The 22,529-nt window shown below is 45.6% G+C and carries 21 protein-coding genes; 16 read left to right on the top strand and 5 right to left on the bottom strand.

Translation table 11 applies throughout. The features are described 5' to 3' along the window. Positions 1 to 21 precede the first annotated feature (21 nt). The 9 genes from gspH (at position 22) to cysQ (ending at position 6,761) form a co-directional block, all read left to right on the top strand. Positions 22 to 630 (top strand): type II secretion system minor pseudopilin GspH, encoded by a 609-nt coding sequence (gspH, locus tag QWZ04_RS04315; RefSeq protein ID WP_290325309.1) that lies wholly within the window; start codon positions 22 to 24, stop codon positions 628 to 630. Continuing rightward, on the top strand, positions 620 to 1,006 hold the full coding sequence (gene gspI / locus QWZ04_RS04310; protein WP_290325307.1) for a type II secretion system minor pseudopilin GspI: 387 nt from the start codon (positions 620 to 622) through the stop codon (positions 1,004 to 1,006). Before gspH ends, gspI begins: the two co-directional genes overlap by 11 nt. Next, entirely contained in the window at positions 993 to 1,661 is a 669-nt protein-coding gene (gene gspJ, locus QWZ04_RS04305; RefSeq protein ID WP_290325305.1) for a type II secretion system minor pseudopilin GspJ, read from the top strand. The genes gspI and gspJ overlap by 14 nt, the downstream gene beginning before the upstream one ends. Beyond that, positions 1,651 to 2,697: a type II secretion system minor pseudopilin GspK gene (gene gspK, locus QWZ04_RS04300; RefSeq protein ID WP_290325303.1), complete on the top strand. Its 1,047-nt coding sequence runs from the start codon at positions 1,651 to 1,653 to the stop codon at positions 2,695 to 2,697. Before gspJ ends, gspK begins: the two co-directional genes overlap by 11 nt. Beyond that, positions 2,666 to 3,970 (top strand): type II secretion system protein GspL, encoded by a 1,305-nt coding sequence (gspL, locus tag QWZ04_RS04295; protein ID WP_290325302.1) that lies wholly within the window; start codon positions 2,666 to 2,668, stop codon positions 3,968 to 3,970. The genes gspK and gspL overlap by 32 nt, the downstream gene beginning before the upstream one ends. Continuing rightward, on the top strand, positions 3,967 to 4,455 hold the full coding sequence (locus QWZ04_RS04290) for a type II secretion system protein M (protein ID WP_290325300.1): 489 nt from the start codon (positions 3,967 to 3,969) through the stop codon (positions 4,453 to 4,455). Before gspL ends, QWZ04_RS04290 begins: the two co-directional genes overlap by 4 nt. A 20-nt stretch (positions 4,456 to 4,475) precedes the next feature. Further along, positions 4,476 to 5,240, top strand: a complete 765-nt coding sequence (locus QWZ04_RS04285; protein WP_290325297.1) for a type II secretion system protein N — start codon at positions 4,476 to 4,478, stop codon at positions 5,238 to 5,240. A 134-nt stretch (positions 5,241 to 5,374) separates the two neighbouring features. Then, positions 5,375 to 5,932, top strand: a complete 558-nt coding sequence (gene nudE, locus QWZ04_RS04280; protein ID WP_290325295.1) for an ADP compounds hydrolase NudE — start codon at positions 5,375 to 5,377, stop codon at positions 5,930 to 5,932. Between the two features lie 10 nt (positions 5,933 to 5,942). After that, positions 5,943 to 6,761, top strand: coding sequence for a 3'(2'),5'-bisphosphate nucleotidase CysQ (gene cysQ / locus QWZ04_RS04275; RefSeq protein ID WP_290325294.1), 819 nt, complete (start codon positions 5,943 to 5,945; stop codon positions 6,759 to 6,761). Positions 6,762 to 6,940: 179 nt separating this feature from the next. Here cysQ and nfuA read toward each other — a convergent pair whose 3' ends face one another. Both nfuA and QWZ04_RS04265 read right to left on the bottom strand, forming a co-directional pair. Continuing rightward, positions 6,941 to 7,528, bottom strand: coding sequence for a Fe-S biogenesis protein NfuA (gene nfuA, locus QWZ04_RS04270; RefSeq protein WP_290325293.1), 588 nt, complete (start codon positions 7,526 to 7,528; stop codon positions 6,941 to 6,943). A gap of 100 nt (positions 7,529 to 7,628) precedes the next feature. Next, entirely contained in the window at positions 7,629 to 8,333 is a 705-nt protein-coding gene (locus tag QWZ04_RS04265) for a ComF family protein (protein WP_290325292.1), read from the bottom strand. An 87-nt stretch (positions 8,334 to 8,420) separates the two neighbouring features. Here QWZ04_RS04265 and bioH point away from each other — a divergent pair, with 87 nt between their 5' ends. The 4 genes from bioH to QWZ04_RS04245 all read left to right on the top strand — a co-directional run bounded on the left by bioH (position 8,421) and on the right by QWZ04_RS04245 (position 12,549). Continuing rightward, entirely contained in the window at positions 8,421 to 9,188 is a 768-nt protein-coding gene (bioH, locus tag QWZ04_RS04260; protein ID WP_290325290.1) for a pimeloyl-ACP methyl ester esterase BioH, read from the top strand. Between the two features lie 139 nt (positions 9,189 to 9,327). Beyond that, positions 9,328 to 9,786 (top strand): ATP-dependent Lon protease, encoded by a 459-nt coding sequence (locus QWZ04_RS04255; protein WP_290325288.1) that lies wholly within the window; start codon positions 9,328 to 9,330, stop codon positions 9,784 to 9,786. A 261-nt stretch (positions 9,787 to 10,047) separates the two neighbouring features. After that, complete coding sequence (locus tag QWZ04_RS04250; RefSeq protein WP_290325286.1) at positions 10,048 to 10,761, top strand: 3-deoxy-D-manno-octulosonic acid kinase; 714 nt, start codon at positions 10,048 to 10,050, stop codon at positions 10,759 to 10,761. Between the two features lie 18 nt (positions 10,762 to 10,779). Further along, complete coding sequence (locus QWZ04_RS04245; protein WP_290325284.1) at positions 10,780 to 12,549, top strand: bifunctional glycosyltransferase family 4 protein/polysaccharide deacetylase; 1,770 nt, start codon at positions 10,780 to 10,782, stop codon at positions 12,547 to 12,549. Between the two features lie 161 nt (positions 12,550 to 12,710). Here QWZ04_RS04245 and QWZ04_RS04240 read toward each other — a convergent pair whose 3' ends face one another. Beyond that, positions 12,711 to 15,056 carry a Tex family protein gene (locus tag QWZ04_RS04240; RefSeq protein ID WP_290325282.1) on the bottom strand — a complete coding sequence of 782 codons (2,346 nt, stop codon included), beginning with the start codon at positions 15,054 to 15,056 and terminating at the stop codon, positions 12,711 to 12,713. Between the two features lie 250 nt (positions 15,057 to 15,306). Between QWZ04_RS04240 and QWZ04_RS04235 the strand changes: the two genes are divergently transcribed. Next, positions 15,307 to 17,184 (top strand): putative ATP-dependent zinc protease, encoded by a 1,878-nt coding sequence (locus tag QWZ04_RS04235; RefSeq protein WP_290325280.1) that lies wholly within the window; start codon positions 15,307 to 15,309, stop codon positions 17,182 to 17,184. Between the two features lie 87 nt (positions 17,185 to 17,271). Here the strand turns inward: QWZ04_RS04235 and greB are convergent, their stop codons facing one another. Then, positions 17,272 to 17,742: a transcription elongation factor GreB gene (gene greB / locus QWZ04_RS04230; RefSeq protein ID WP_290325278.1), complete on the bottom strand. Its 471-nt coding sequence runs from the start codon at positions 17,740 to 17,742 to the stop codon at positions 17,272 to 17,274. 215 nt (positions 17,743 to 17,957) lie between these two features. On the opposite strand from greB, the gene ompR reads away from it, so the two are divergent. Then, positions 17,958 to 18,677 carry an osmolarity response regulator transcription factor OmpR gene (gene ompR / locus QWZ04_RS04225; protein ID WP_102523447.1) on the top strand — a complete coding sequence of 240 codons (720 nt, stop codon included), beginning with the start codon at positions 17,958 to 17,960 and terminating at the stop codon, positions 18,675 to 18,677. Positions 18,678 to 18,904: 227 nt separating this feature from the next. Further along, positions 18,905 to 20,233 carry a two-component system sensor histidine kinase EnvZ gene (envZ, locus tag QWZ04_RS04220; protein ID WP_290325274.1) on the top strand — a complete coding sequence of 443 codons (1,329 nt, stop codon included), beginning with the start codon at positions 18,905 to 18,907 and terminating at the stop codon, positions 20,231 to 20,233. A 57-nt stretch (positions 20,234 to 20,290) separates the two neighbouring features. On the opposite strand, the gene recG is transcribed toward envZ, so the two are convergent. Next, positions 20,291 to 22,381 carry an ATP-dependent DNA helicase RecG gene (recG, locus tag QWZ04_RS04215; protein ID WP_290325272.1) on the bottom strand — a complete coding sequence of 697 codons (2,091 nt, stop codon included), beginning with the start codon at positions 22,379 to 22,381 and terminating at the stop codon, positions 20,291 to 20,293. Between the last annotated feature and the right edge of the window lie 148 nt (positions 22,382 to 22,529).

The following is a 22,529-nucleotide window of genomic DNA, read 5'->3' as shown; positions in this document are numbered from 1 at the left end:
GGGGCCTTACCAAGGCAGGTTATGCGAGTCGTACAAAAGGGATTTACCCTAATAGAAATCATGCTGGTACTGGTACTGCTCTCATTGAGTGCGGTGGCGGTCATCGTGAACCTGCCTGAAAGTAATGAAGATATTGCCAGTGAACAAGCATACCGTTTGTATCAACGCCTGCAATTGTTGAACGAAGACGCAGTACTCAATGGCCAGGATTACGGCTTATGGGCGGACGATGTGAAAGGTCGCTATCGCTTCATGTACTTAAATCTTGATGGCTGGCAACTGGTCGACGACAACCCCACTTACAGTGAAATGGAGCTAGAGCCAGAACTCGCACTCTCTTTGCGTATGGGCGATGAAGGTTGGGCGCAAGACGAGAGGCTGTTTAAGCCCGGCGGTCTGTTTGATGAAGACATGTTCGCTGATGAAGAAAAGAAAAAGAAAAATTTGCCGCCACCTCAAGTCATGGTGCTATCTAGCGGAGAAATCACCCCGTTTGTTTTGTCTTTTTACCCTAATGTAGGTAATGAAGACCAAGATGGCTGGCGAATTAAAGTCTCGGAGGCTGGGCTCATAACCTTGCATGCCCCGGGTGAAAGTTTGGATGCAGAGGAGTCAAAAAATGGCTTTTAAGCACCGAACTCGTGGGAACAAAAAAGCCAATCAAGGCATGACCTTGATTGAAGTGCTGGTGGCGTTAGCGATCTTTGCAACCGCAGCAATCAGCGTGGTGCGTTCGGTTAGTCAGCACATCAATACTTTGGCTTATTTAGAAGAAAAGACCTTTGCGGCTATGGTCGTGGACAATCAAATGGCAAAAGTCATGCTAGGCAGTGCGCCTAAGTCTGAAAAAAAAGGTCAGTCGGAATTGGCTGGCCAAACCTGGTATTGGAAAGTTACTCCAATTAATACTGGGCTTGGCATCATCAATGCGGTCGACGTATCGGTGGGTAAAGACAAAGCATACAAAAGCAGTTTAGTGACGGTGCGCAGTTATGTCGCACCTTAAGCGCTCAATGAAAAAACGAAAATTCAGTCAAGGCTTCACACTGATTGAAGTGCTGGTGGCGATAACCGTGTTTGCTAGTCTGAGCATGGCGGCTTATCAAGTGGTGAATCAGGTGCAGCGCAGTAATGAGCTCTCACTGGAAAAGACAACACGATTGCAACAGCTACAGCGATCGTTGGTATTTATGGACAATGACTTTCGTCAAATGGCGGTGCGTCAACATCGTACTGATGGCGAAGCGGCATCGAAAACATTACTGCAATACGGTGATTACCTATTAGATTCGGATGGTAAGGGCATCGTATTTTCTCGTTTGGGCTGGCAGAACCCACAACAGATATTTCCACGGGGCGAAGTCACCAAAGTTGGCTATCGAGTCCGTGACGAAAAGCTAGAACGAGTGTGGTGGCGATACGCGGATACGCCCGCAGGGCAAGAACCCATTTTTAGGCCGATATTAGAGGACGTTGAGTCGATGAGCGCCACTTTTTATGATGGCAGCGCCTGGCTTAAAGAGTGGACCAAAGCCAATGCATTACCCGCGGCGGTTTCTATTGTACTGACGCTCAAAGATTACGGCGAAGTCGAGCGAATCTACTTAACGCCAGCTGGCGAGCTTGAAGCCAAAGGCAGTGAGACTGACGATGAGAGCTAATAATCGTCAAAGTTACCCAAATACTGGGCGACACAAGCAATCCGGTGTTGCACTCATCATGGTGTTACTGCTGTTGGCGGTGATGACGGCCATTGCGGCGACCATGTCTGAGCGGCTGTTTACCAACTTTAAGCGTGCAACCAGCCAAGTGAATCACCAGCAAGCATATTGGTATAGCGTTGGTGTGGAAGCATTAGCAAAAGCAGGTATCGAACAAAGTTATAAAGACAACGACACCATTAACTTGAGCCAACCATGGGCGATTGAAGAACAGCAGTATCCCCTCGATTACGGGCAAGCGATTGGTAAAGTTGTGGACAAACAAGCGTGCTTTAACCTCAATGTGTTAGCCAGCGATATGAATAACAATACCGATAACCAAAGCCCTTATTTGGTGAAAGTGCTGCGATCTTTGTTGGAGCAGCAAGGTGTAGAGCCTTACTTGTCAGAAGTGATTTCAGACTCTAGTTGGGAGTTCGTTGATAGCAATAGCACGGTACAGTCGAATTCTGGTGCAGAAGACAGCACCTATGAAAGCATGCAGCCACCGTATTTAGCACCCAATGGGTTCATCGCAGATAGCAGTGAATTTCGAGCTGTGAATCAAGTCAGCAATGAAATTATGCATAATATGTCGCCATTGCTTTGTGCGTTGCCGACCAAAGAATGGAAGTTGAACGTCAATACGATAGACGAAAAACAGTCGGCCATTTTAGTTGCATTGTTTCAGCCTTATTTAAGTGAACAAAATGCCAAAGAGTTAGTGAATAACCGTAAGTATGATGGTTGGCAAAGCGTCGATGACTTTTTAGCAGAAGCAAGCGTCAGTTCAGTTAATGAAAACACACGGAAATTGGCAAAGCCTTATTTGTCGGTGGACAGTCAGTATTTTGAAGTCGATGCGCAAATCTTAGTTGAGCAATCACGAGTGAGATTACGTAGCCTGCTTTATAGCAAAGATAAAAAGAAAACGGTGATCGTACGTCGCCGATTTGGAGGAATGAGTGAGCGAGTTTCTGACCGTCAGGCTAAATAGTCAGGCATGCGAGCCAATTCAATGGCTAGTCTGGTCTGTGAGCCAGCAAGAAGTGATAGCCAGTGGCGAATTGCAAAGCACAGAGCAGCTTGGTGAGCTGAGCGAATACGCTAAACAACGTCCAACGATTATGTTGATCCCCAGCAGTGATGTGTTGATCAAGCAGATAGAATTACCGGCGGGTGCATCTCGTCAATTGGCGGCTATGTTGCCATTTTTAGTCGAGGACGATGTTGCAGAAGATGTCGATGAACTGCATTTTAATGTGTTGGCAAAGTCCGGCAATTTGGCGTCATTTTCTGCTGTGAAACGAGACTACCTTGCAAACTGGCTAGAGACCTTTAAAAAGCATGGTATTCACGTAAAACAAGCATTACCTGATTGCTTAGCTCTGCCCCTTTTAGAAAACAAAGCCTTAGCTGGGCAGCAAGTATCGGCGGTGCAAATAGAGCAACAATGGCTGTTTCGCTCCGGTGAAAACCAGGGTTTTATGCTAGAGAGCGACTGGCTCAACATCATGGACGACCCAGCATGGACGTCGGTGTTACCTAAAGAAAAATACAATCGGGTTGAAGAATCAGATGACACTGATGAACAAGACGAAGTCGCACCGATTCAACATGATGTGACGATCACGGCTTACACACCACGACCGGAAAACCATGAGAAATTAAGTGGCGACTGGCAACAAGGTGACGCCGAATTAGTGATGGCCATTTTGACCAAAGGCGCACTGCTTTCTAAAGTGAACCTGCTGACGGGTGAGTTTAAAGCAACGTCTTCTTGGTTAAAGCATTGGAAAGTGTGGCAGAAAGTTGCGGTCGCTGCCGTGTTGTTGCTAACGGTCATGGTGGCTCAAAATTGGTTTGAAGTTCAGCTTTATGAACAGCAAGCAGCGCAATACCGAGCCGAAAGTGAACGTATTTTCCGCGACGTATTTCCGGGCAAACGTAAAATCCCGACCGTGAGTTACCTTAAAAGACAAATGACCACGGAAGAATCACGCCTGTCTGGTGGTCAGACTCAAGATTCTTTATTGGTTTGGCTTGCTCAATTACCTCAATCGCTCACTATAGTGGAGTCGATGGAAGTGATCAGTATGAGGTTCGACGGCACGCGTAATGAAATTAGAATTCAAGCCAAAGCCAAAGACTTTCAATCTTTTGAAGCAGTGAGAAGCGAATTATCTGAGCATTTTAGTGTTGAGCAAGGCCAGTTGAATCGCAATGGAGCAGACGTGTTCGGCAGCTATGTGATTAGGAGAAAATCATGAATCAAGTTATCGCATGGTGGAACTCTATTTCACAACGAGAGCAGCGTATGGTACTAGGTGGTAGCATTGTTCTGCTGTTGGGTGCCTTGTATTGGGGGGTAGTATCACCGCTCGATCAGCGTTCAGAAAACGCCAAAGCGCGAATTCAGTCTGAGCAACAGTTGTTGGTATGGGTGAAAAACTCTGCCAATGCCATTGTGTCTTTAAGAGGTGCGAATGGCTCGTCAGCCAGCCCGTCGACTCAACCACTGAATCAAGTCGTTTCGTCATCGACCGCTCGATTCAAGGTGGAGTTGATTCGAATGCAACCTCGCGGAGAAAGTCTACAAGTGTGGATTCAGCCCATTCCGTTTAATCAATTAGTCAATTGGTTGGCTTACATTCAAGCTCAGCAAGGCATTGATGTGGAGTTTTTAGATTTGAGCCGTACCGAAACGTTGGGGCAAGTAGAAGTTAACAGACTGCAATTAAAGCGAGTCGAATAAATGAAAGCGGAGCAAATCAGTTGAAACGTATTATTGGTTACATTTCGGTTTTTGTCGTAGTGCTGTTAGCCAGTTTAGTGGCCCACTTACCAGCAGGGTTGCTGGTGGACAATATGCCAAAGGTTCGTGGCCTTAATTTATCCGGTGTGCAGGGTACGGTATGGCAAGGGCAAGTAGAAAATGTGCATTGGCAAGGGCGTACTTATGGGCAATTAACCTGGGATTTTCAGCCAAGCCAATTGTTAAAAGCCAAAGCGGAGTTCAGGCTAAGGTTCGGTCGTGGCAGTAGCGTTAAGCTTACTGGCAAAGGTAATGTTGGCATAGGCCTTTCTGGTTTCTACGGTGAAAATATCTTAGCGGCGATGCCAGCTGAAAAAGCGTTAATGTTCGCGACTTTACCAGTACCAATTGATGTTGACGGCCAGTTAGAAGTTGCCATCAAGCATTTTGTTTATGCACAACCTTGGTGTCAGAGTGCGCAGGGCAGTGTGGTGTGGAATCAAAGCCGAGTAGATAGCCCATTAGGGGCATTAGAAGCTGGGCCAATCGTTGCGAATATACAATGCCAAAGTAGCCAGCTCGTAGCAAAAGGTGGGCAAAACAACGACCAGTTAAGCAGCGAATTTGAAGCTAGCTTATCGCCAGATATGACCTATAAAGCTAGTGGTTGGTTTAAGCCAGGAGCAACTTTTCCTGCGGGGATGAGGGGGCAGTTACAGTGGCTAGGATCGCCAAATAGCCAAGGCCAGTACAAACTGAATTACGCAGGACGAGTCCCACTTTAGCTGGTTTTTTTTAACGCTCTTGGTGTGAGAGAAACAGCTTTAAGATCGGCATTGATACTATTGCATCAGTGTTAAAATAGATTTATAAATTGATGCTATATTGAGTTATCGATTTAGCGCACAGTGGAAATAACATGGCAAAACTTAAAAAGCCTGAAATTTTAGCTACAAACACCGTGGCTCAATCTAAACTCTTTACTATAGAGTCTTTAGATTTGCGGTTTTCTAATGGGGAAGAACGCACTTATGAGCGCATGAAGCCAAGTGGGCGCCATGCGGTGATGATAGTACCAGTCACAGAACAAGGTGACTTGCTCATGGTGCGTGAGTACGCTGCGGGAACAGACCGCTATGAATTGGGTTTTCCTAAAGGATTAATTGATCCGGGAGAATCAGCAGAACAAGCCGCACAACGTGAATTAAAAGAAGAAATAGGTTTTGGTGCAAACAGTATGATTGCACTTAAAGAAGTGGTATTGGCTCCGTCATATTTTTCAAGCTGTATGACATTGTTTGTTGCTCAAGAATTGTATCCGGAAACCCTACAAGGTGATGAGCCCGAGCCATTGCAATTAGTTCGCTGGCCTTTGCTGCAAGCGGATGATTTGCTTACCCACCTAGATTTCAGTGAAGCGCGAAGCATTACGGCCTTAATGCTGGCACAACGTTATTTGGCTCAAGTGGCAAAGTAAGGAGCACAAGATGGCGCAAGATTTCTCCCCCCTGATCCCAGACGTTATACAGATCGCTCGTGCGGCTGGACAATTGATTTTAGAGATCTACGAAAACAAAGAATACAAAGAATACACCAAGGCGGATGCAACGCCTGTTACCAGTGCCGATTTAGCCGCGCACAAGCAAATCATGGAGCAGCTCAGCGCATTGACGCCAGACATTCCAGTACTGTCTGAAGAAGATGCCGATATTAGCTTGGCTAAGCGCTCTCAATGGGATCGCTATTGGTTAGTCGACCCGCTTGATGGTACCCAAGAGTTTATTGCTCGCAGTGGAGACTTTGCGACGATTATTGCTTTGGTTGAGAATAACCAACCGATCATGGGTGTGGTATATGCTCCGGTTTCTGGCGTGACTTATTATGCTTACCATAACCAAGGTGCATGGAAGATCCCTGATCTTGATGAAAGCGTGCCGATTGCAGTACATAAGCATGGGCCCGATAGTCGATCAATTGCTATGGCCATTAGCCGTAGACAAGACATCAACAACATTACTCGTCGTATGTCAGCAGACTGGAACTATGAGCTGATGCCACTTGGCTCTGCGGCACTCAAAGCGTGTGTGGTCGCAGAGGGGGCGGCTGACTGTTACCTTCGTCTGGGACCAACAGGAGAGTGGGACACCGCAGCAACGCAGTGTATTGTCACTGAAGCCGGTGGGAAAATACTGAATACTCAACTTGAGCCGCTGTCGTATAACCTAAGAGAAACACTAGAAAATCCTAACTTCATTGTGTTAGGTGATACAGAACTGCCATGGAATGAAATTCTAGTTCAGGAATAAAGGTGAGCGCAGCATGCGCTATACCGACAAGAAACAAAAAAGCCAAAGTAAGAATATCTTGCTTTGGCTTTTCTTTTGATTTTATCTAGCACTTAGCACTTAGCACTTAGCACTTAGCACTTAGCACTTAGCACTTAGCACTTAGCACTTAGCACTTAGCACTTAGCACTTAGCACTTCCTAGTAATAAGAATGCTCACCACGGTCATGCTCTGTTGCATCACGTACCGCTGATAGTTCACCAACAAACTGGTTAAGCAGTTCTTTCTCGATGCCTTCTTTAAGCGTCACGTCAACCATAGAACAACCATTACAACCACCACCGAATGCAACAATAGCAATGCCATCTTCAGTGATTTCAACTAAGCTTACGTGACCACCGTGGCCTGCTAGTTGCGGGTTAACTTGGGTTTGGATGGCGTATTCAACGCGCTCAACCAACGAAGCGTCATCAGACACTTTTTTCATCTTAGCGTTAGGTGCTTTTAGTGTTAACTGAGCGCCCATTTTGTCTGTTACGTAGTCGATTTCTGCATCTTCCAAGAAAGGAAGACTTAGCTCATCAACGTAAGCAGAGAAAGCACTGAATGGGTATTCTGTGTCAGAAGCTTCAACGGCTTCTGGTGGGCAGTAAGAGACGCCACACTCCGCGTTTGGAGTACCTGGGTTTACCACAAAGACACGGATATTAGTGCCTTCAGGTTGCTGTTCTAACAGCTTAGAAAAGTGAACTTGAGCATTTTCTGTAACTATAATGGAATTCGACACGACTAATACCTGAGTGTTTTTGTAAACTATTCGATTTATTTTACTCCTGTTGCGCTTTCGATCCAGTGTTTTTACCGCTAGATGTGGCAAGAAATGGATCTTAGCTAGGTTCAGGAGTCCGGCATATGCAGTAAATATCGATTTTTTCGACACCAACTTCAAGCAATAATTGACATAAATGTCGGATGGTACTGCCTGTCGTGACCACATCATCAACAATCGCTACGTGGTTTGTTTTTGGGGGAGTTTTGAGTTTAAAGGCGCGAGCTAAATTTATTTGCCGTTCTGTTTTACTTAAATCTCGTTGAGTTTTTGTTGGCCGAGTTCGTACAAAAAGGTTGGGATCGTATCGGTTAAGCACCGATAACTGTTCACACAGTGCTTTTGCTAGGTGATCGCTTTGATTATACCCTCGGAGAAGTTGGCGACGCCAATGAAGAGGGACGCTAGTAATAACCTGAGCGGGTTCTGTAATTCGTGGCGCTAATAACTCTGCTAACTCTTTCGCATACCAAAATTTACGATTAAATTTCATTTGATGAACGTAGTGGGATAGGGGCGCTTGATAATCGCCAACGCAATAAAGGCGGTGCCATAGTGGAGGTGAAGAAATGCATTGACCGCAGCGTTCGACATTTATGATATTCGGCAGCCCACAAGTCGCGCATCTAGGCTCCGCGTTAAATAAAGTACGACAGTGTTGGCACCACCTACCTTGGCTATAGCTAGACTCGATGCTAAGGCCACATAAATGGCAATGACTTTTAAAGCTGCGATGTATGGTTTTCCTAAGCCATTTTGTCATGTTCGACCTCCCAATTAATGCACTTCTTGATACTATTGAAAAATCAACGATGTGTTTTGAACCAGATAAGTATCAAAGGAAGAGATCATGACCGCACCATTATATTGGCAGACAACAGGCAACGGCCCTGATTTGGTTTTGTTGCATGGATGGGGGATGAATGGCGCGGTTTGGCATCAAGTAGAAGAAAAGCTGGCCCAGCAGTTTACGGTTCATGTTGTCGATATGCCCGGCTATGGCCACAGTGGCGATTACCCTTGCGAAGATATGGCAAGCATGGCGGAGTTGATCCTTGCTCAAGCGCCTGACACTGCAATTTGGCTTGGTTGGTCGCTCGGTGGTTTAGTCGCGACCCACATTGCGATTCATCATCCTGAACGTGTGGATAAATTGATTACGGTTGCCAGTTCACCTAAGTTCGCCGCAGATAAGCCTTGGCGTGGTATTCAGCCTAATGTTTTGAGTGCGTTTACCGAACAACTAGTCGAAGATTTTGAAACCACAGTAGAGCGCTTTATGGCGCTGCAAGCTATGGGTAGCCCTTCTGCTCGTCAAGATGTGAAACAATTAAAGCGGGCGGTACTGGCAAGGCCATTGCCTCATCAAGACGCCCTCATTGCAGGGCTTAAAATGCTTGCAGAAGTAGACTTACGAGATCAACTGGCCCACATAGAAAAACCTTTCTTGCGCTTATATGGTCGCTTAGACGGACTCGTACCAATAAAGGTGGCCAGTACGGTCGATCGCATTCATGAAACCAGTGAGCAGTTTGTCTTCTTAGAATCGTCTCATGCGCCTTTTATGACAGAATTAGAGACATTTTGTGCGCAAATTATACAATTCGGCTATAAATAAAACAGGCAGGTTGCCGATAAGATAACCAGGTAGCACGCAAAGGTAACGAATTACTGGCGTGAGTTATTGAGACTGTTTGGGTAAGTGAACCTACTGAGCCTAGACAGTGTGGATGTCATGCATCTTAGGGAGGTTTGTTATGGTAGTAACCCCGACCAGCGCCAGTGTTCCACTGATCGCCCCGTCGGTTAATCTGCAAACTGAACAAGCAGCAAGGGATAATAAGATTCGGGAACCGGTAACACCAACGGTCCACTTGACGAAATCCAACCCTGAACGTAAAGCGACGTTAGAAGAAAAGCGTCGTAAGCGAGCAGCTTGGAATCCGTCTGAACACCCCGAATATGACTTAGACGAAAAAGAAGAGTTTCACACAGAACCAAAAAGTCCCCTTGAGCGATTGTTCGAGTTGATAGCGCTACAAACATACAGTGAGCAACAAGGCTTAGGTTACACCATGCGATTTAAACTACCGCCCAGTGTACTTAACGCTGCGATAAAAGAAGGGCGAATGGAAAAGCGCAGAACGGTCATTAAATATCATTATGGTCATTCGGTTGCTCCACATAACCCGTCAGAAGTCATTGCTATTACGTAGTGTGCACAAAACCGATTTAAGCTATATAAGGCATAAGGCATAAGGCATAAGGCATAAGGCATAAGGCATAAGGCAGAGGAAAAGAGTTGATATTATCAGTATTTGCTCGAAAATCATTTCCGCCTTCCGCCTTCCGCCTTCCGCCTTCCGCCTTCCGCCTTCCGCCTTCCGCCTTCCGCCTTCCGCCTTCCGCCTTCCGCCTTCCGCCTTCCGCTTCTAACCTGTACAATACCCTCATACTCATCTAATTGACCAAGAGCCATGCTTCAATCTATCGAATCACATAAGCAGATCATCTGGTATGACGCTTCACTTATCATTAATCCAACGTCTGAGCATTTTGAGGGTGAGCATTGGCAGCGGTTGGGTAAGGTGGTCGGGAGTGCGCAAGGTCGCGGAACTACGTGGTTTGTACAACTCGATGGTATGCAGGCTGCTCTTAGGCATTATCGCCGTGGCGGGCTGTTTGGTAAGTTGGTGAAAGACCACTATTGGTTTACTGGTTGGGAGACCACTCGCTGCTATCAAGAGTTGTTGTTACTAAAGCACTTAAGAGAATCAGGTGTGAATGTGCCAAGGCCAATTGCGGCTATCGCAAAGAAACGTACTGTTTGTTATCAAGCCGATATCTTGAGTGAAAAAATCGCCAACGCACGAGATTTGGTGACCATTTTACAAGATTCAAACTTATCAGCAGAAACCTATTGCAGTATAGGTGAACAAATTCGCTTGATGCACAATGCAGGCGTGAACCATACCGATCTTAATATCCATAATATTTTGCTCGATAGCGAATACAAAGTATGGATTATTGATTTTGATAAGTGCGCTAAACAAGGCAGCGAGCAGTGGAAAACCTCAAACTTAGATCGCTTACAGCGCTCGTTTAATAAAGAACTTAATAAGCGCGCTATTCATTGGCAGCAAAACGATTGGAATGCTCTGATGGTAGGGTATCGAAGTTACAAAATTTGATGGATTTGGTATAAAGATATGAATGTTTTAATGGCATTGTCTCAGTTAGAGGTTACGGGAGCGGAAGTTTACGCGACGACAGTAGGTGATGAACTAACATCGCGTGGGCATAATGTGTTTTATGTTTCTGATACCTTGACCAAACCGTATCAAGGTGAATTTTTTAAGTTACGCTTCAACAAGCGTAGTATTGTTCGTCGTTTTTGGCATGTAGGGTATTTGGTTTATCTTATTAAAAAACATAACATTCAATTGGTTCATGCCCATTCACGCGCTTCAAGTTGGAGTTGTCATATTGCTTGTAAGCTGACTGGAACTCCAATGGTTACAACGGTACATGGGCGCCAACCTGTGCATGCTTCTCGTAAGCATTTTCATGCTATGGGAGATAAAGCACTCCCAGTTTGTGAAGCTATACGCCAGCAACTAATTCAAGAATTGGATGTACCTGAATCGCAGCTAAAAGTAAGTCGTAACGGTATTGAAACAACTCAGTTTCAACAAATGCCGACACCTACCAACGACAAGCCTATCATTACAATTATCGGTCGACTTAGCGGGCCAAAAGGTGATCTGTGTTTTCGGTTATTGAGCGAGTGTCTTGATAGTGAGCAAAACCATATAAAGGTCGTCACTGGTAGCGCGGTTACAGAACGATTTAAGCCATTTTTGAATCAGGTGGAATTTACGGGCTATACCGATGATGTTCCTACGATGCTGGCTAAGTCCGACCTTGTTATCGGTGCTGGTCGGGTTGCTATGGAGTCTTTACTGTGCGGACGTCCTACGTTTGCAATAGGTGAAGCAAATTCTATCGGTGTGGTGACTAACGATAATGTAGTTCAGGCGATGGCGACTAATTTTGGTGATATCGGCCCTAAAGATTTGGATATCGATTTCTCCATTATTAGTCATCAAGTTGAACAAGCGTTATTGGAGTCAAATTGTCAAAGTGGTGTATCAGATACGATTCGATCTCACTATGATTTATCTAAGGTTGTCGATCATCTTGAATATATTTATCAAGATGTGATAGTTGAAAAGTTGCAAAGTGAAATGCCAGTAATTATGTATCACCGCTTTATTCGTGACGGGAGTGGAGCGGGGGTAAATGGCACATATTTGCACGTTGATATGCTGGAAAAGCATTTTAAGTTGATCAAAAGAATGGGTTTTGAAACGCTAACCTTTGCCGATTTCGCTGATAACGGAGTCTTGCATCGTTTAGAGGCTGGTAAGCGGTATATTATGATTACAGTTGATGATGGCTATGAGGACAACTATCACCTAATGCTACCACTATTGAAAAAATATGACTTTAAAGCCGTGGTATATGCGGTGACAGGAGAGGACTTTAATCGCTGGGATGTTGAAGGTGTGGATAAACCTGACAACAAAGTACCGCTGATGAGTGCTGAGCAATTAAAGGCGATGGTTGACTCTGGTCATGTTGAGATTGGTGGTCATACTTTGACTCACCCTAAGTTGAGCAAACTGGGAAGAGAGCAACAACAATATGAAATTGAAGAAAATAAACGACAACTGGAAGAGTTGATTGGGAAATTGTTATTTTCTTTTGCGTACCCCTACGGCGACTTAAGCGAAGAAACTAAACAGTTGGCAGAGCAAGCGGGTTATCCATTTAGTGTTGCAACTAATTCAGGCCCATTGGCTTTTCACCAAGACTTACAACAAATTCGTCGTATTGCCATCTTCCCTAGAACAGACGTGTTTGGGTTATGGCGGAAAATAAAGGGTAACTATACGTTTAAAAAAGCGAAGAAATAGAGTAAGCGGAGAATACAGAATACGATTCGCTTACTAGAAACAAAAAGAGCAAAAAAAACAGCAGGCGCTGATTCTTTGCTCTTTGCTCTTTGCTTTTATTGTTTCTAGCAGCGAAGCGGTCTAGCTTCTAGTTGAGCATTACGACGACTCTGTATTCTGCTCTATTTCTTCTTCGCATTAGCAAACGCCGCAGCAAATGCGCCACCCATTGGGGCGTTCGACGAATCTTGACGGTTTTGATTGCGGGCATTGTCTCTTAAAGCCTGTTGACGAGGCTTTTGATTTTGCGCTGGTCGCTCACTGCCGCTACGTTGGCTGCGGTTATCTTGACCGGGTTCGTCAGTCAGGCGCATGGTAAGCGCAATTCGCTTACGTTGTGCATCTACTTCCATTACCTTAACCTTTACAATATCGCCCGCTTTTACCACTTCACGAGGGTCGGATACATAGCGATCCGTTAGTGCGGAAATATGCACTAAACCATCTTGATGCACGCCGATATCAACAAAGGCACCAAAGTTGGCAACGTTAGAAACCACGCCTTCTAAAACCATGCCGATTTCTAAGTCAGAAACCTTGTTTACCCCGTCAGCAAAGGTGGCGGTTTTAAACTCGGGACGAGGATCTCGACCGGGTTTGTCCAATTCCTTGATGATGTCGGTGACGGTAGGTAAGCCGAAAGTATCATTGATGTAGTCAACGGCTTTCAAGCCTTGGAGGAACTGACTGTCACCAATTAGCCCTTGAACTTTTTTACTGTTTTTTTCTGCAATGGCCTTAACGACAGGGTAAGCTTCTGGGTGCACTGATGAGGCATCAAGAGGGTTTTTACCATCCATAATTCGCAAGAACCCAGCACATTGTTCAAATGCTTTTGGTCCTAAACGAGCGACTTTCTTTAAAGTAGTGCGTGCTTCGAAGCGGCCATTATCATCGCGGTAGTTCACGATGTTTTGTGCCATGGTGGTTGATAGACCTGCGACACGGGTTAATAGCGCAGCAGAGGCGGTATTCACATCAACCCCAACGGCGTTTACACAGTCTTCGACAACCGCATCGAGTCTTTTTGCTAGCATGCTCTGGCTAACATCGTGTTGGTATTGGCCCACACCGATGGATTTCGGGTCAATTTTCACCAGTTCTGCCAGTGGGTCTTGTAGCCTGCGAGCAATAGATACTGCGCCCCGCAGCGATACATCCATATTAGGAAATTCATTGGCGGCTAGTTCAGAAGCAGAGTAAACCGATGCTCCGGCTTCGCTCACAATGATTTTTTGAGTGTTGAGACTGGCACGCGTGATGACATCAGCAACAAAGGTGTCGGTTTCACGTGAAGCTGTACCATTACCAATCGCCACCAAATCCACGTTGTACTTTTTAATCATTTGCTCTAGAACATGAGCCGATTTGTCGTATTGCTTTTGTGGCGGATGCGGGTAAATGGTTTCGGTTGCCAGTACTTTACCGGTTGAATCGACCACGGCTATTTTAGAGCCCGTGCGTAAACCGGGATCTAGGCCAAGCGTGGCGCGAGGGCCGGCAGGAGCCGCCATCAACAGGTCTTTTAAGTTGGTTGCGAACACTTCAATAGCTTCTATTTCAGATCGCTCTTTTAGTGCGCCCATTAATTCAGTTTCCATGTGCATAGAAACTTTAATGCGCCATGCCCAACTGATCACCAACTTACGCCATGTGTCAGCAGGTGCTTGGCTCAAGTGAATACCGTAGTGCTGCGCGATAATTTCTTCACAGTATGAACCACGCGTTCCGGGTTCTTGGCTAGGGTCGGCGTTCATCGCAAGTTGTAAAAAACCTTCATTGCGGCCGCGTAGCATGGCAAGAGCACGGTGCGATGGTACTCGGTTGATGGCTTCATCATGCTCAAAGTAGTCTTTAAATTTCTCGCCTTGTTGCTCTTGGCCTGCCACAACCCGAGAGCTCAAAAAGGCATTCCTATTGAGATAAGTACGCACTTTTTCTAATAAGTTCGCATCTTCTGCAATGCGTTCCATGATGATAACGCGAGCGCCATCTAATGCGGCTTTGGTATCGGCAATGCCTTTGTCTGCATTAATGTATTTGTTGGCTTCACTTTCAGGGACCGTTTGAGGTGTATTCCAAAGTGTATCTGCTAGAGATTCTAAACCGGCTTCAATGGCAATTTGGCCTTTAGTTCGGCGTTTAGGCTTATAAGGCAAATACAAATCTTCAAGGCGAGTTTTACTGTCGGCACTGTTTATCTTGACTTCAAGTTCTGAGGTGAGCTTACCTTGTTCTTGAATTGATTTAATGATGGTTTGGCGGCGATCGCTTAGCTCACGTAAATAGGCTAGGCGACTGTCTAACGTACGCAGTTGTGTATCATCAAGGCCGCCAGTTACTTCTTTTCGGTAACGGGCGATAAATGGAACGGTGTTTCCGTCATCAATAAGGGTTACAGCAGCGTTAACTTGCTCAGGGCGAACATTGAGTTCTTGAGCAATCAGTTGGCAAATCGCTTGGCTCATCCGTGTCTTCTCTATAATTCAGTATTGGCCGAGGTAGTTGTCAGTCACTAAACATCGGCTATTTGTTGTTAAATATGGGGGCGTGTCGGTCAATTTCAATTGGTGGATTATTACCTAACGCTTACTTATCTTAGGTTTAAGTTAACATTTGCACGTAAAAGTTCTGTAAAAATCGCCAAGGTAAGCGAAACTTAATTGATGCAACAAACTCATACTCATGCATACCGACTATTCGTGATTAGGAAATAGAATGAAAAAAACGTCTGTTCTTTTGGCTATTATTGCAGCTACCAATTTCTACTCTCCTTTGTCTTTGGCAAGTGGCCCATTTACTACGCAATCTCCGGCCTATTCACTGGATAATAAACTGGTGCTGGGCCGGTTAGAGAATGTGTACTTTTCTGGTATAGAGGGGGTATCAACCGTGCCGTTTATGGGCAAGATTGATACCGGAGCAGATACCACGTCTATTCATGCGGATAACATTCATGTTGAAAGTGCGCACCCGAAATATGCAGGGTTAAAAGATCTGGCGTTGATGAAAGCGATTGTAGAAGATCTCGGCGGTGTTAAAGAAAGTAATCAATGGAAGCTCCCATTTGATGATGACCCAGATCGTGACATTCGAGGCATGGTGCACTTCACGCTTCATCATCCTTATACTGATGAGCTAATAAAGGTAAGCCGCCCTTTAACTCGTATGAGTGTGATCCGTAGCCGTAGCAGCAGTGAGCCTATGTACCGCCCGGTTGTATCAATGCCATTGACTATTGCAGGCAGAACCATTGAAACCGATGTAAACCTTACCGACAGAAGTCACTTCTCATCACCTATTTTAGTTGGAAAGAGTTTGCTCAAGCAGCAAGCATGGGTGTTTGCAGGATACGACTATTTACAAGAGCAGCCGACCGCACAAATTATAGGCCGAGATGAAAACGTCACGATTGAAGGGCTAAACATGGGTGCCAGCTTTTCTCTAGCTAACCGCTACAGTAATTTGCATGCGGAACACATCAAAATTGATGGGAAAAGTAAGTTGGTATCATTTGATTTAGTCGGCAGTGATGGCGCAGAAAAATCACTAGAGTTACCACTAATTAGGATGCTAAAAGTCAGTGGTGAAGAGCGGCCATTGGTTTATGTGCCTGTAACGTTTAATCAAGATGAAGAACGCTACTTGTTAGTCTATTTGAATGATCGTTCAGATAGCAACAGCCAACTTCGAGTAGGGCAAGAGAGCTTGAGCCAGTTCTTTATGCTTGATGCTAGCAACAGTGGAAAAAACAGCACGCAAAGCGTCGAACAACGAATGAAGAAGAATCCACCGTTGATTCTGTCTCCTAAGGAACATTTAGCTATTGATGGCGTTCGTGTTGTGGCTGAGCCTTCATTGGTGATTAATACCCCGTTATTAAAAGTCTCTAGCTTTAAAGTGACGGAGCAAAAAGGTCGAGATGATGTGACGTATACCTTTACCGATAACCAAGGTGAAGATCATGAAGTGACCAAGCCATTGGTGAAAACGCTAACAGTAGGTGACGATGTTCGCCCTGTGGTTGAGGGGAAAGTGGAACTGGCTGGTAAATCACAAACCATTGAGTTCGGCTTAGAAGTGTTGGATGACAACGACGGCAATGAAGTCGAGTTTGTGATTGGCAGAGCCATGCTAGAAGACAATGTGTTAATCAATACACGTGCCGATCATTTACTGGATGCCGAACCATTATTTAGAGCGGGCTATATTGAAAACGCCACCGTAGCCGGGCTTACTTTTCCGGTAAAACTAGACACAGGCGCCGATGTTAGCTCAATGAATGCTCTCAACATCAAGCGTTTTGAAAAAGACGGTAAACCCATGGTGTCGTTTACCTATCAAAATGATCTTGGTCAGAATAAACAGATGACGAGAGAAGTGGTTGACGAAATGCGAGTTCGAGCACGAAAAGGCGAAAAAGCCATGCCAAGACCTGTGGTTGAAATGAGTGTGAAAATAGGTGACTTAGAGCAAACGGTACGAGTGAACCTGCAAGATCGCTCTCGTTTCCACTACAGCATGATTTTAGGTAAGAACTTCCTTAAGCATGGTGCAGTCGTTAGCAGTGATGAGAAATTCCTGTTGGGAGAGTAGAGGGGAATAGAGATAGAAAAGAGCAATACGGATCTACTTCGCCCGCTAGAGGCGGTTACTGTGCCAAAAGCCTAGAGCCGCCTTAATCTAGTATTTAATACTATTCACAAACCACTCTTTATCACCATCGGGTGTGCGAACCATGAATTCGTCATCTACCTGTTTTTTGAGCAAGGCTCGGGCCATGGGGGAGTCGATAGACACATAGTCTTTGACTCCACCATAGATTTCATCAGGGCCGACGATGCGGAATTTTTTCACATCACCTTGCTCATTTTCAATTTCAACCCAAGCACCGAAGAAGACTTTGCCTTCTTGTTGGGGCGAGTAATCCACCACTTTGACTTGTTCTATTCGTTTTCTTAGGTAGCGAACACGGCGGTCGATTTCACGCAAGCGCTTCTTATTATATTGATAATCAGCGTTTTCTGAGCGATCTCCTAGGCTTGCTGCCCAGGTCACTTTTTTGGTGACTTCTGGTCTGTCTTCACGCCATAGGAAGTTAAGTTCTTTGGTCAGGCGCTCATAGCCTTCACGGGTGATGATATTGGTTTTCATACAAAAGTGGCTACGCCAAAATAAAAGAATACTGGGCTTGTTATACCAATAAGTGCCACAAAAAACACCTCTGTTATCTCGTTCTGGTCGTGTGATAATTGAGATAGTGAATATAATCGACTAAAAAGAAATAAACGCTAACAATTAATTGCATGACTTCCATGCAACTAATGTTACATTTTAACCCTCATAATAGTTTTAGCAGGTAATGGTACATGCAAGAGAACTTTAAAATTCTAGTAGTTGATGACGACGCACGTCTTCGTTCGTTGTTGGAGCGTTATTTATCGGAACAGGGATTCCAAGTTCGAAGTGTTGCAAATAGTGAGCAAATGGACCGCCTGCTAACACGTGAAAATTTCCACCTAATGGTATTAGATTTAATGCTACCGGGCGAAGATGGCTTATCGATTTGCCGCCGCTTGCGTAGTGCTAATAATACACTGCCAATTTTGATGCTGACGGCGAAAGGCGATGAAGTTGATCGTATCGTAGGCTTAGAAGTGGGTGCAGATGATTACTTGCCAAAACCATTTAACCCACGTGAATTGCTTGCTCGTATTAAAGCGGTTCTGCGTCGCCAAACGATTGAAGCGCCAGGTGCTCCAAGTGCTGAAGACACGGTGATTGAATTTGGCGAATTTAGCTTAAATCTTGGTACGCGTGAGATGTTCCGTAATGAGGAGCCAATGCCACTGACTTCTGGTGAATTTGCGGTATTGAAAGCGCTGGTTACTAATGCGCGTGAGCCTATGTCTCGCGATAAGTTGATGAACATGGCTCGTGGTCGTGAATATTCCGCAATGGAACGCTCGATTGATGTCCAAATCTCTCGTTTGCGTCGCATGCTAGAAGAAGATCCAAGCCGCCCTCGTTATATTCAAACAGTGTGGGGTTTAGGTTACGTGTTTGTTCCTGATGGGAAAGAGGCGTAGAATCGATTAAGGGCTGCAGGACGAACTTCGTTCTACTGGTTACAGGAATAGGTCATAAAACAGGACGACTGAGTTGACTCAGCCGTCGCCTTGATTAACCTGTAACCTGTAACCTGTAACCTGTAACCTGTAACCTGTAACCTGTAACCTGTAACCTGTAACCTGTAACCTGTAACCTGTAACCTGTAACCTGTAACCTGTAACCTGTAACCTCAACCGGTACCCCCATGCGCTTACGTATTCGAAGCTCTCGCACTCAAAGTATCTTTCTATTTCTTACCCTCTTATTATCCAGCCAAGTTTTTTCCTATTACGCCGTATTTAACTATGCGTTGTTGCCCAGTTTGCAGCAATTTAACCGCATTTTGGCTTATGAAATGAATGTGGTACTGGATGAAAGTATGCGGCTTGAAGATGAAGTGGCCATTGACGCCCCATTAAGACGTAAACTGCTTGAGCAGCTCGGAGTGAGTGTTCATACTCGCGATGAACCCATCATTGCTGAGTATGACAAAGCCACCAGCATTGACTTAATGAGTGAGCAAATGAGCGATGCGCTGGGCTCAACAACAGAAGTGCGGCTCGCATTGGCAGCAGAAAGCTATGTGTTGTGGATGGACATAGAAGCAATGCCGAGCTCGTTAATTCGTGTGCCGTTATCTGAACTGCAAGAAGAAGATTTTGCTCCGCTGTTTCGTAATAGCCTTATTGGTGCCTTGTTGATCGTGCTAGGTGGCTGGCTATTCATTCGAATCCAAAACCGACCTTTGATGGACTTAGAAAGTGCTGCTCGTAAAGTGGGCCGAGGAGAAATTCCCGATGCACTTCCTGAGCGTGGGGCGAGTGAAATACGGGCAGTAAGCCAAGCATTCAATCAAATGTCACGTGGTATACAAGAGCTAGAAGAAGACAGAGCACTTTTGATGGCTGGCATCAGCCACGATTTACGAACCCCTCTAACTCGCATTCGCTTAGCGACGGAAATGATGTCGCCAGAAGATGGTTATTTGGCTGAAGGCATCATTAAAGATACCGAAGAGTGCAATGAAATCATCAGCCAGTTTATGGATTATTTGAAGCCTGTCGATGCCAATAGCTTTGAATCGGTATGTCTCAATGATATCGCCAGCGATGTTGCCAGTGCAGAGGGTGGCTACGAAATTCAGATTGAAGAGTTGTTGGCTAACTTAAAACACCCAGTATTAGGTAACCCAATCGCGATTAAACGTGCAGTGAGCAATTTGGTGGTCAATGCCATTCGCTATGGCAACGGCTGGTTGAAAATCAGTACAGGGGCTACGGTAGACAACAAACTGGCTTGGGTATGCGTAGAAGACAACGGCCCAGGCATTGATAAGTCTCAACTGAGTAAGTTATTCGAACCATTTACTCGGGGTGATACGGCTCGTGGCTCTGAAGGAACAGGGCTTGGCCTTGCGATTGTTAAACGGATCGTCAGCCAGCATAACGGCTCGTTGGTGGTGAATAACCGCAGCGAAGGTGGATTGAAAGTGCAGATCAGCTTTCCGACTGAGATAAAGAGAAAAGGAAGTTAAAGGCAGAGGGTTGCAGGACGGACTATGTCCTACAGGTAACCCGTAACCCGTAACCCATCACGCACTCGCATACACATTCCTATCCCCCAACCATCGGTCGATAATGGCTTGCGCACTTTTTGGATGTTGCTCGTGAATATGGCGTGCCATACGTTGAATTTCGGGTATTAAGCGTTGATCGCGAACCAAATCGGCAATTTTAAAATCAGCTAGGCCAGTTTGTTTAGTGCCGAGTAACTCGCCGGGGCCTCGGATTTCCAAATCTCGCTGGGCGATGACGAACCCATCGTTACTTTCTCTTAACACACCTAAGCGCTTTTGCGCAGTTTTAGATAATGGAGCGTGGTACAGCAATACACAATGGCTTGCCACTTTTCCTCGACCCACTCGGCCGCGAAGTTGGTGGAGTTGAGCCAAACCTAATCGCTCTGGGTTTTCAATGATCATTAAGCTGGCATTGGGCACATCTACGCCAACTTCGATAACCGTTGTAGCAACCAATAAGTGCAATTCATTGGCTTTAAACTGCGCCATGATAGCTTGCTTCTCTGCAGGCTTCATTCGGCCGTGCACTAAACCAATCTTTAGTTCTGGTAGTTGCAGTTTTAGCTCTTCTGCGGTGTCTGCTGCCGCTTGCGCTTCCAAGACTTCGGACTCATCAATTAACGTACACACCCAATACGCTTGTTTACCGTCAAGACAGGCGTTGCGAACGCGCTCGATGATGTCCTTTCGGCGAGTGTCAGGAATCGCGACGGTTTGAATCGGCGTTCGTCCCGGTGGCAGCTCATCAATGACGGATGTTTCTAAATCGGCGTAGGCCGTCATGGCCAAGGTTCTTGGAATAGGCGTTGCGGTCATGATCAATTGGTGAGGGAAGAAGCCTTGTTTCACGCCTTTCTCACGAAGTTCCAAGCGCTGGTGGACGCCAAATCGATGCTGTTCATCAATAATCACTAGGGCAAGATTATGAAATTCAACATGCTCTTGAAACAATGCGTGAGTGCCCACCACCATTTGTGCTTCACCATTGGCGATGTTGGCGAGCTCCGTTTCTTTGGCTTTGCCTTTTAATTTACCTGCGAGCCAACCTACCTTGATTGGTTGGCCGTTCAGTTCAACATTACCCAGCCAGTTGGAAAAATTAATCGCATGTTGCTCTGCTAATAATTCCGTTGGCGCCATTAACGCCACTTGGTGGCCGTGCTCTAAAGCCCGAAGGGCGGCGAGTGCAGCAACCAAGGTTTTCCCCGAGCCTACATCACCTTGCACCAATCGCATCATAGGGTGAGGTTTCGCTAGGTCTGTTTCAATTTCATTCACCACTCTTGATTGAGCGCCTGTTGGGCTAAAGGGTAATTGGCTTAGAAGCTGGGGTTTCAGTTTATCGACAGGAGTCAGCGATAAAGCGGCCTCTTTTTGGCCTTGACCTCGAACGGCTAACATAGACAAGTTTTGAGCGAGCAGTTCTTCAATGATCAGTCGTCGCTGAGCCGGATGTTGACCTGCATCGAATGCTTCTAAGTTCACCGTCGGTGGTGGCCTGTGGATGGTATGCAGCGCTTCTGCCATGGTAATTTGATGATTGTACAAACCAGAGGGCAATAGCTCGCTAACGGCCATTTTATCTAGTAAACCAAGCGCTTGGTCGGTTAGGTTACGTAGCGTTAATTGCCTTAGTCCATCCGTTGTGGGGTAGACCGGCGTTAAGCTAGGTTCGGCATCGGCATTTTTATTCGGGGAGTTGAATTTGTAATCTGGGTGAACTATCTCTAATCCATAACCACCCCGTTTAATCTCGCCATAAGCATGAACGGTTTTACCTGTGGCAAAGTTGTTTTTCATCCCTGCGGTAAAGTTGAAAAACCGCAGAGTAATGGTGCCGTTACCATCGCTAATTTTGACCGCTAGCATTTTGCGCTTACCAAACAGCGTTTCCGCGCTCATTACTTGACCCTGCACCGCAGCCCAAAGGCCTGGATGCAATTGTGCGACCGGATAAACACGAGTCCGATCTTCGTATCGAGAGGGCAAATGGAATAACAAGTCTTGAACGCTATTAAGCCCAACTTTAGATAACTTCTCTGCGACTTTAGCCCCCACGCCAGAAAGCTCGGTGAGGGGAATAGCAGATAGAAGCTGGGACATGGCAGAGGCCTTAAAATATTAGCGAGATTTAAAGACCTAGTTTGAAAGGAAAAATGTTGAAGTGCAAGGGGGGGGAAGTACTAAAAGCTAAGTACTAAGGGCGAAGTTCTCAAGGCGAAGTGCTAAAAGCTAAGTATTAAGAGCAAGA

Origin of the sequence: Vibrio tapetis subsp. quintayensis (assembly GCF_030409945.1) — a bacterium.
Taxonomy (GTDB): Bacteria; Pseudomonadota; Gammaproteobacteria; order Enterobacterales; family Vibrionaceae; genus Vibrio; species Vibrio quintayensis.
The sequence above is the reverse complement of the archived record's forward strand: the minus strand, read 5'-3'. Positions and strand labels throughout refer to the sequence as shown.

Coding starts and splice junctions, on each gene's coding strand:
- cysQ (WP_290325294.1), top strand. CDS start 5,943: ATGGCGCAAGATTTCTCCCCCCTGATCCCAGACGTTATACAGATCGCT.
- QWZ04_RS04255 (WP_290325288.1), top strand. CDS start 9,328: ATGGTAGTAACCCCGACCAGCGCCAGTGTTCCACTGATCGCCCCGTCG.
- greB (WP_290325278.1), bottom strand. CDS start 17,742: ATGAAAACCAATATCATCACCCGTGAAGGCTATGAGCGCCTGACCAAA.
- gspI (WP_290325307.1), top strand. CDS start 620: ATGGCTTTTAAGCACCGAACTCGTGGGAACAAAAAAGCCAATCAAGGC.
- gspH (WP_290325309.1), top strand. CDS start 22: ATGCGAGTCGTACAAAAGGGATTTACCCTAATAGAAATCATGCTGGTA.
- QWZ04_RS04245 (WP_290325284.1), top strand. CDS start 10,780: ATGAATGTTTTAATGGCATTGTCTCAGTTAGAGGTTACGGGAGCGGAA.
- QWZ04_RS04250 (WP_290325286.1), top strand. CDS start 10,048: ATGCTTCAATCTATCGAATCACATAAGCAGATCATCTGGTATGACGCT.
- gspJ (WP_290325305.1), top strand. CDS start 993: ATGTCGCACCTTAAGCGCTCAATGAAAAAACGAAAATTCAGTCAAGGC.
- QWZ04_RS04265 (WP_290325292.1), bottom strand. CDS start 8,333: ATGACAAAATGGCTTAGGAAAACCATACATCGCAGCTTTAAAAGTCAT.
- bioH (WP_290325290.1), top strand. CDS start 8,421: ATGACCGCACCATTATATTGGCAGACAACAGGCAACGGCCCTGATTTG.
- ompR (WP_102523447.1), top strand. CDS start 17,958: ATGCAAGAGAACTTTAAAATTCTAGTAGTTGATGACGACGCACGTCTT.
- nudE (WP_290325295.1), top strand. CDS start 5,375: ATGGCAAAACTTAAAAAGCCTGAAATTTTAGCTACAAACACCGTGGCT.
- QWZ04_RS04235 (WP_290325280.1), top strand. CDS start 15,307: ATGAAAAAAACGTCTGTTCTTTTGGCTATTATTGCAGCTACCAATTTC.
- envZ (WP_290325274.1), top strand. CDS start 18,905: ATGCGCTTACGTATTCGAAGCTCTCGCACTCAAAGTATCTTTCTATTT.
- QWZ04_RS04290 (WP_290325300.1), top strand. CDS start 3,967: ATGAATCAAGTTATCGCATGGTGGAACTCTATTTCACAACGAGAGCAG.
- recG (WP_290325272.1), bottom strand. CDS start 22,381: ATGTCCCAGCTTCTATCTGCTATTCCCCTCACCGAGCTTTCTGGCGTG.
- QWZ04_RS04240 (WP_290325282.1), bottom strand. CDS start 15,056: ATGAGCCAAGCGATTTGCCAACTGATTGCTCAAGAACTCAATGTTCGC.
- gspK (WP_290325303.1), top strand. CDS start 1,651: ATGAGAGCTAATAATCGTCAAAGTTACCCAAATACTGGGCGACACAAG.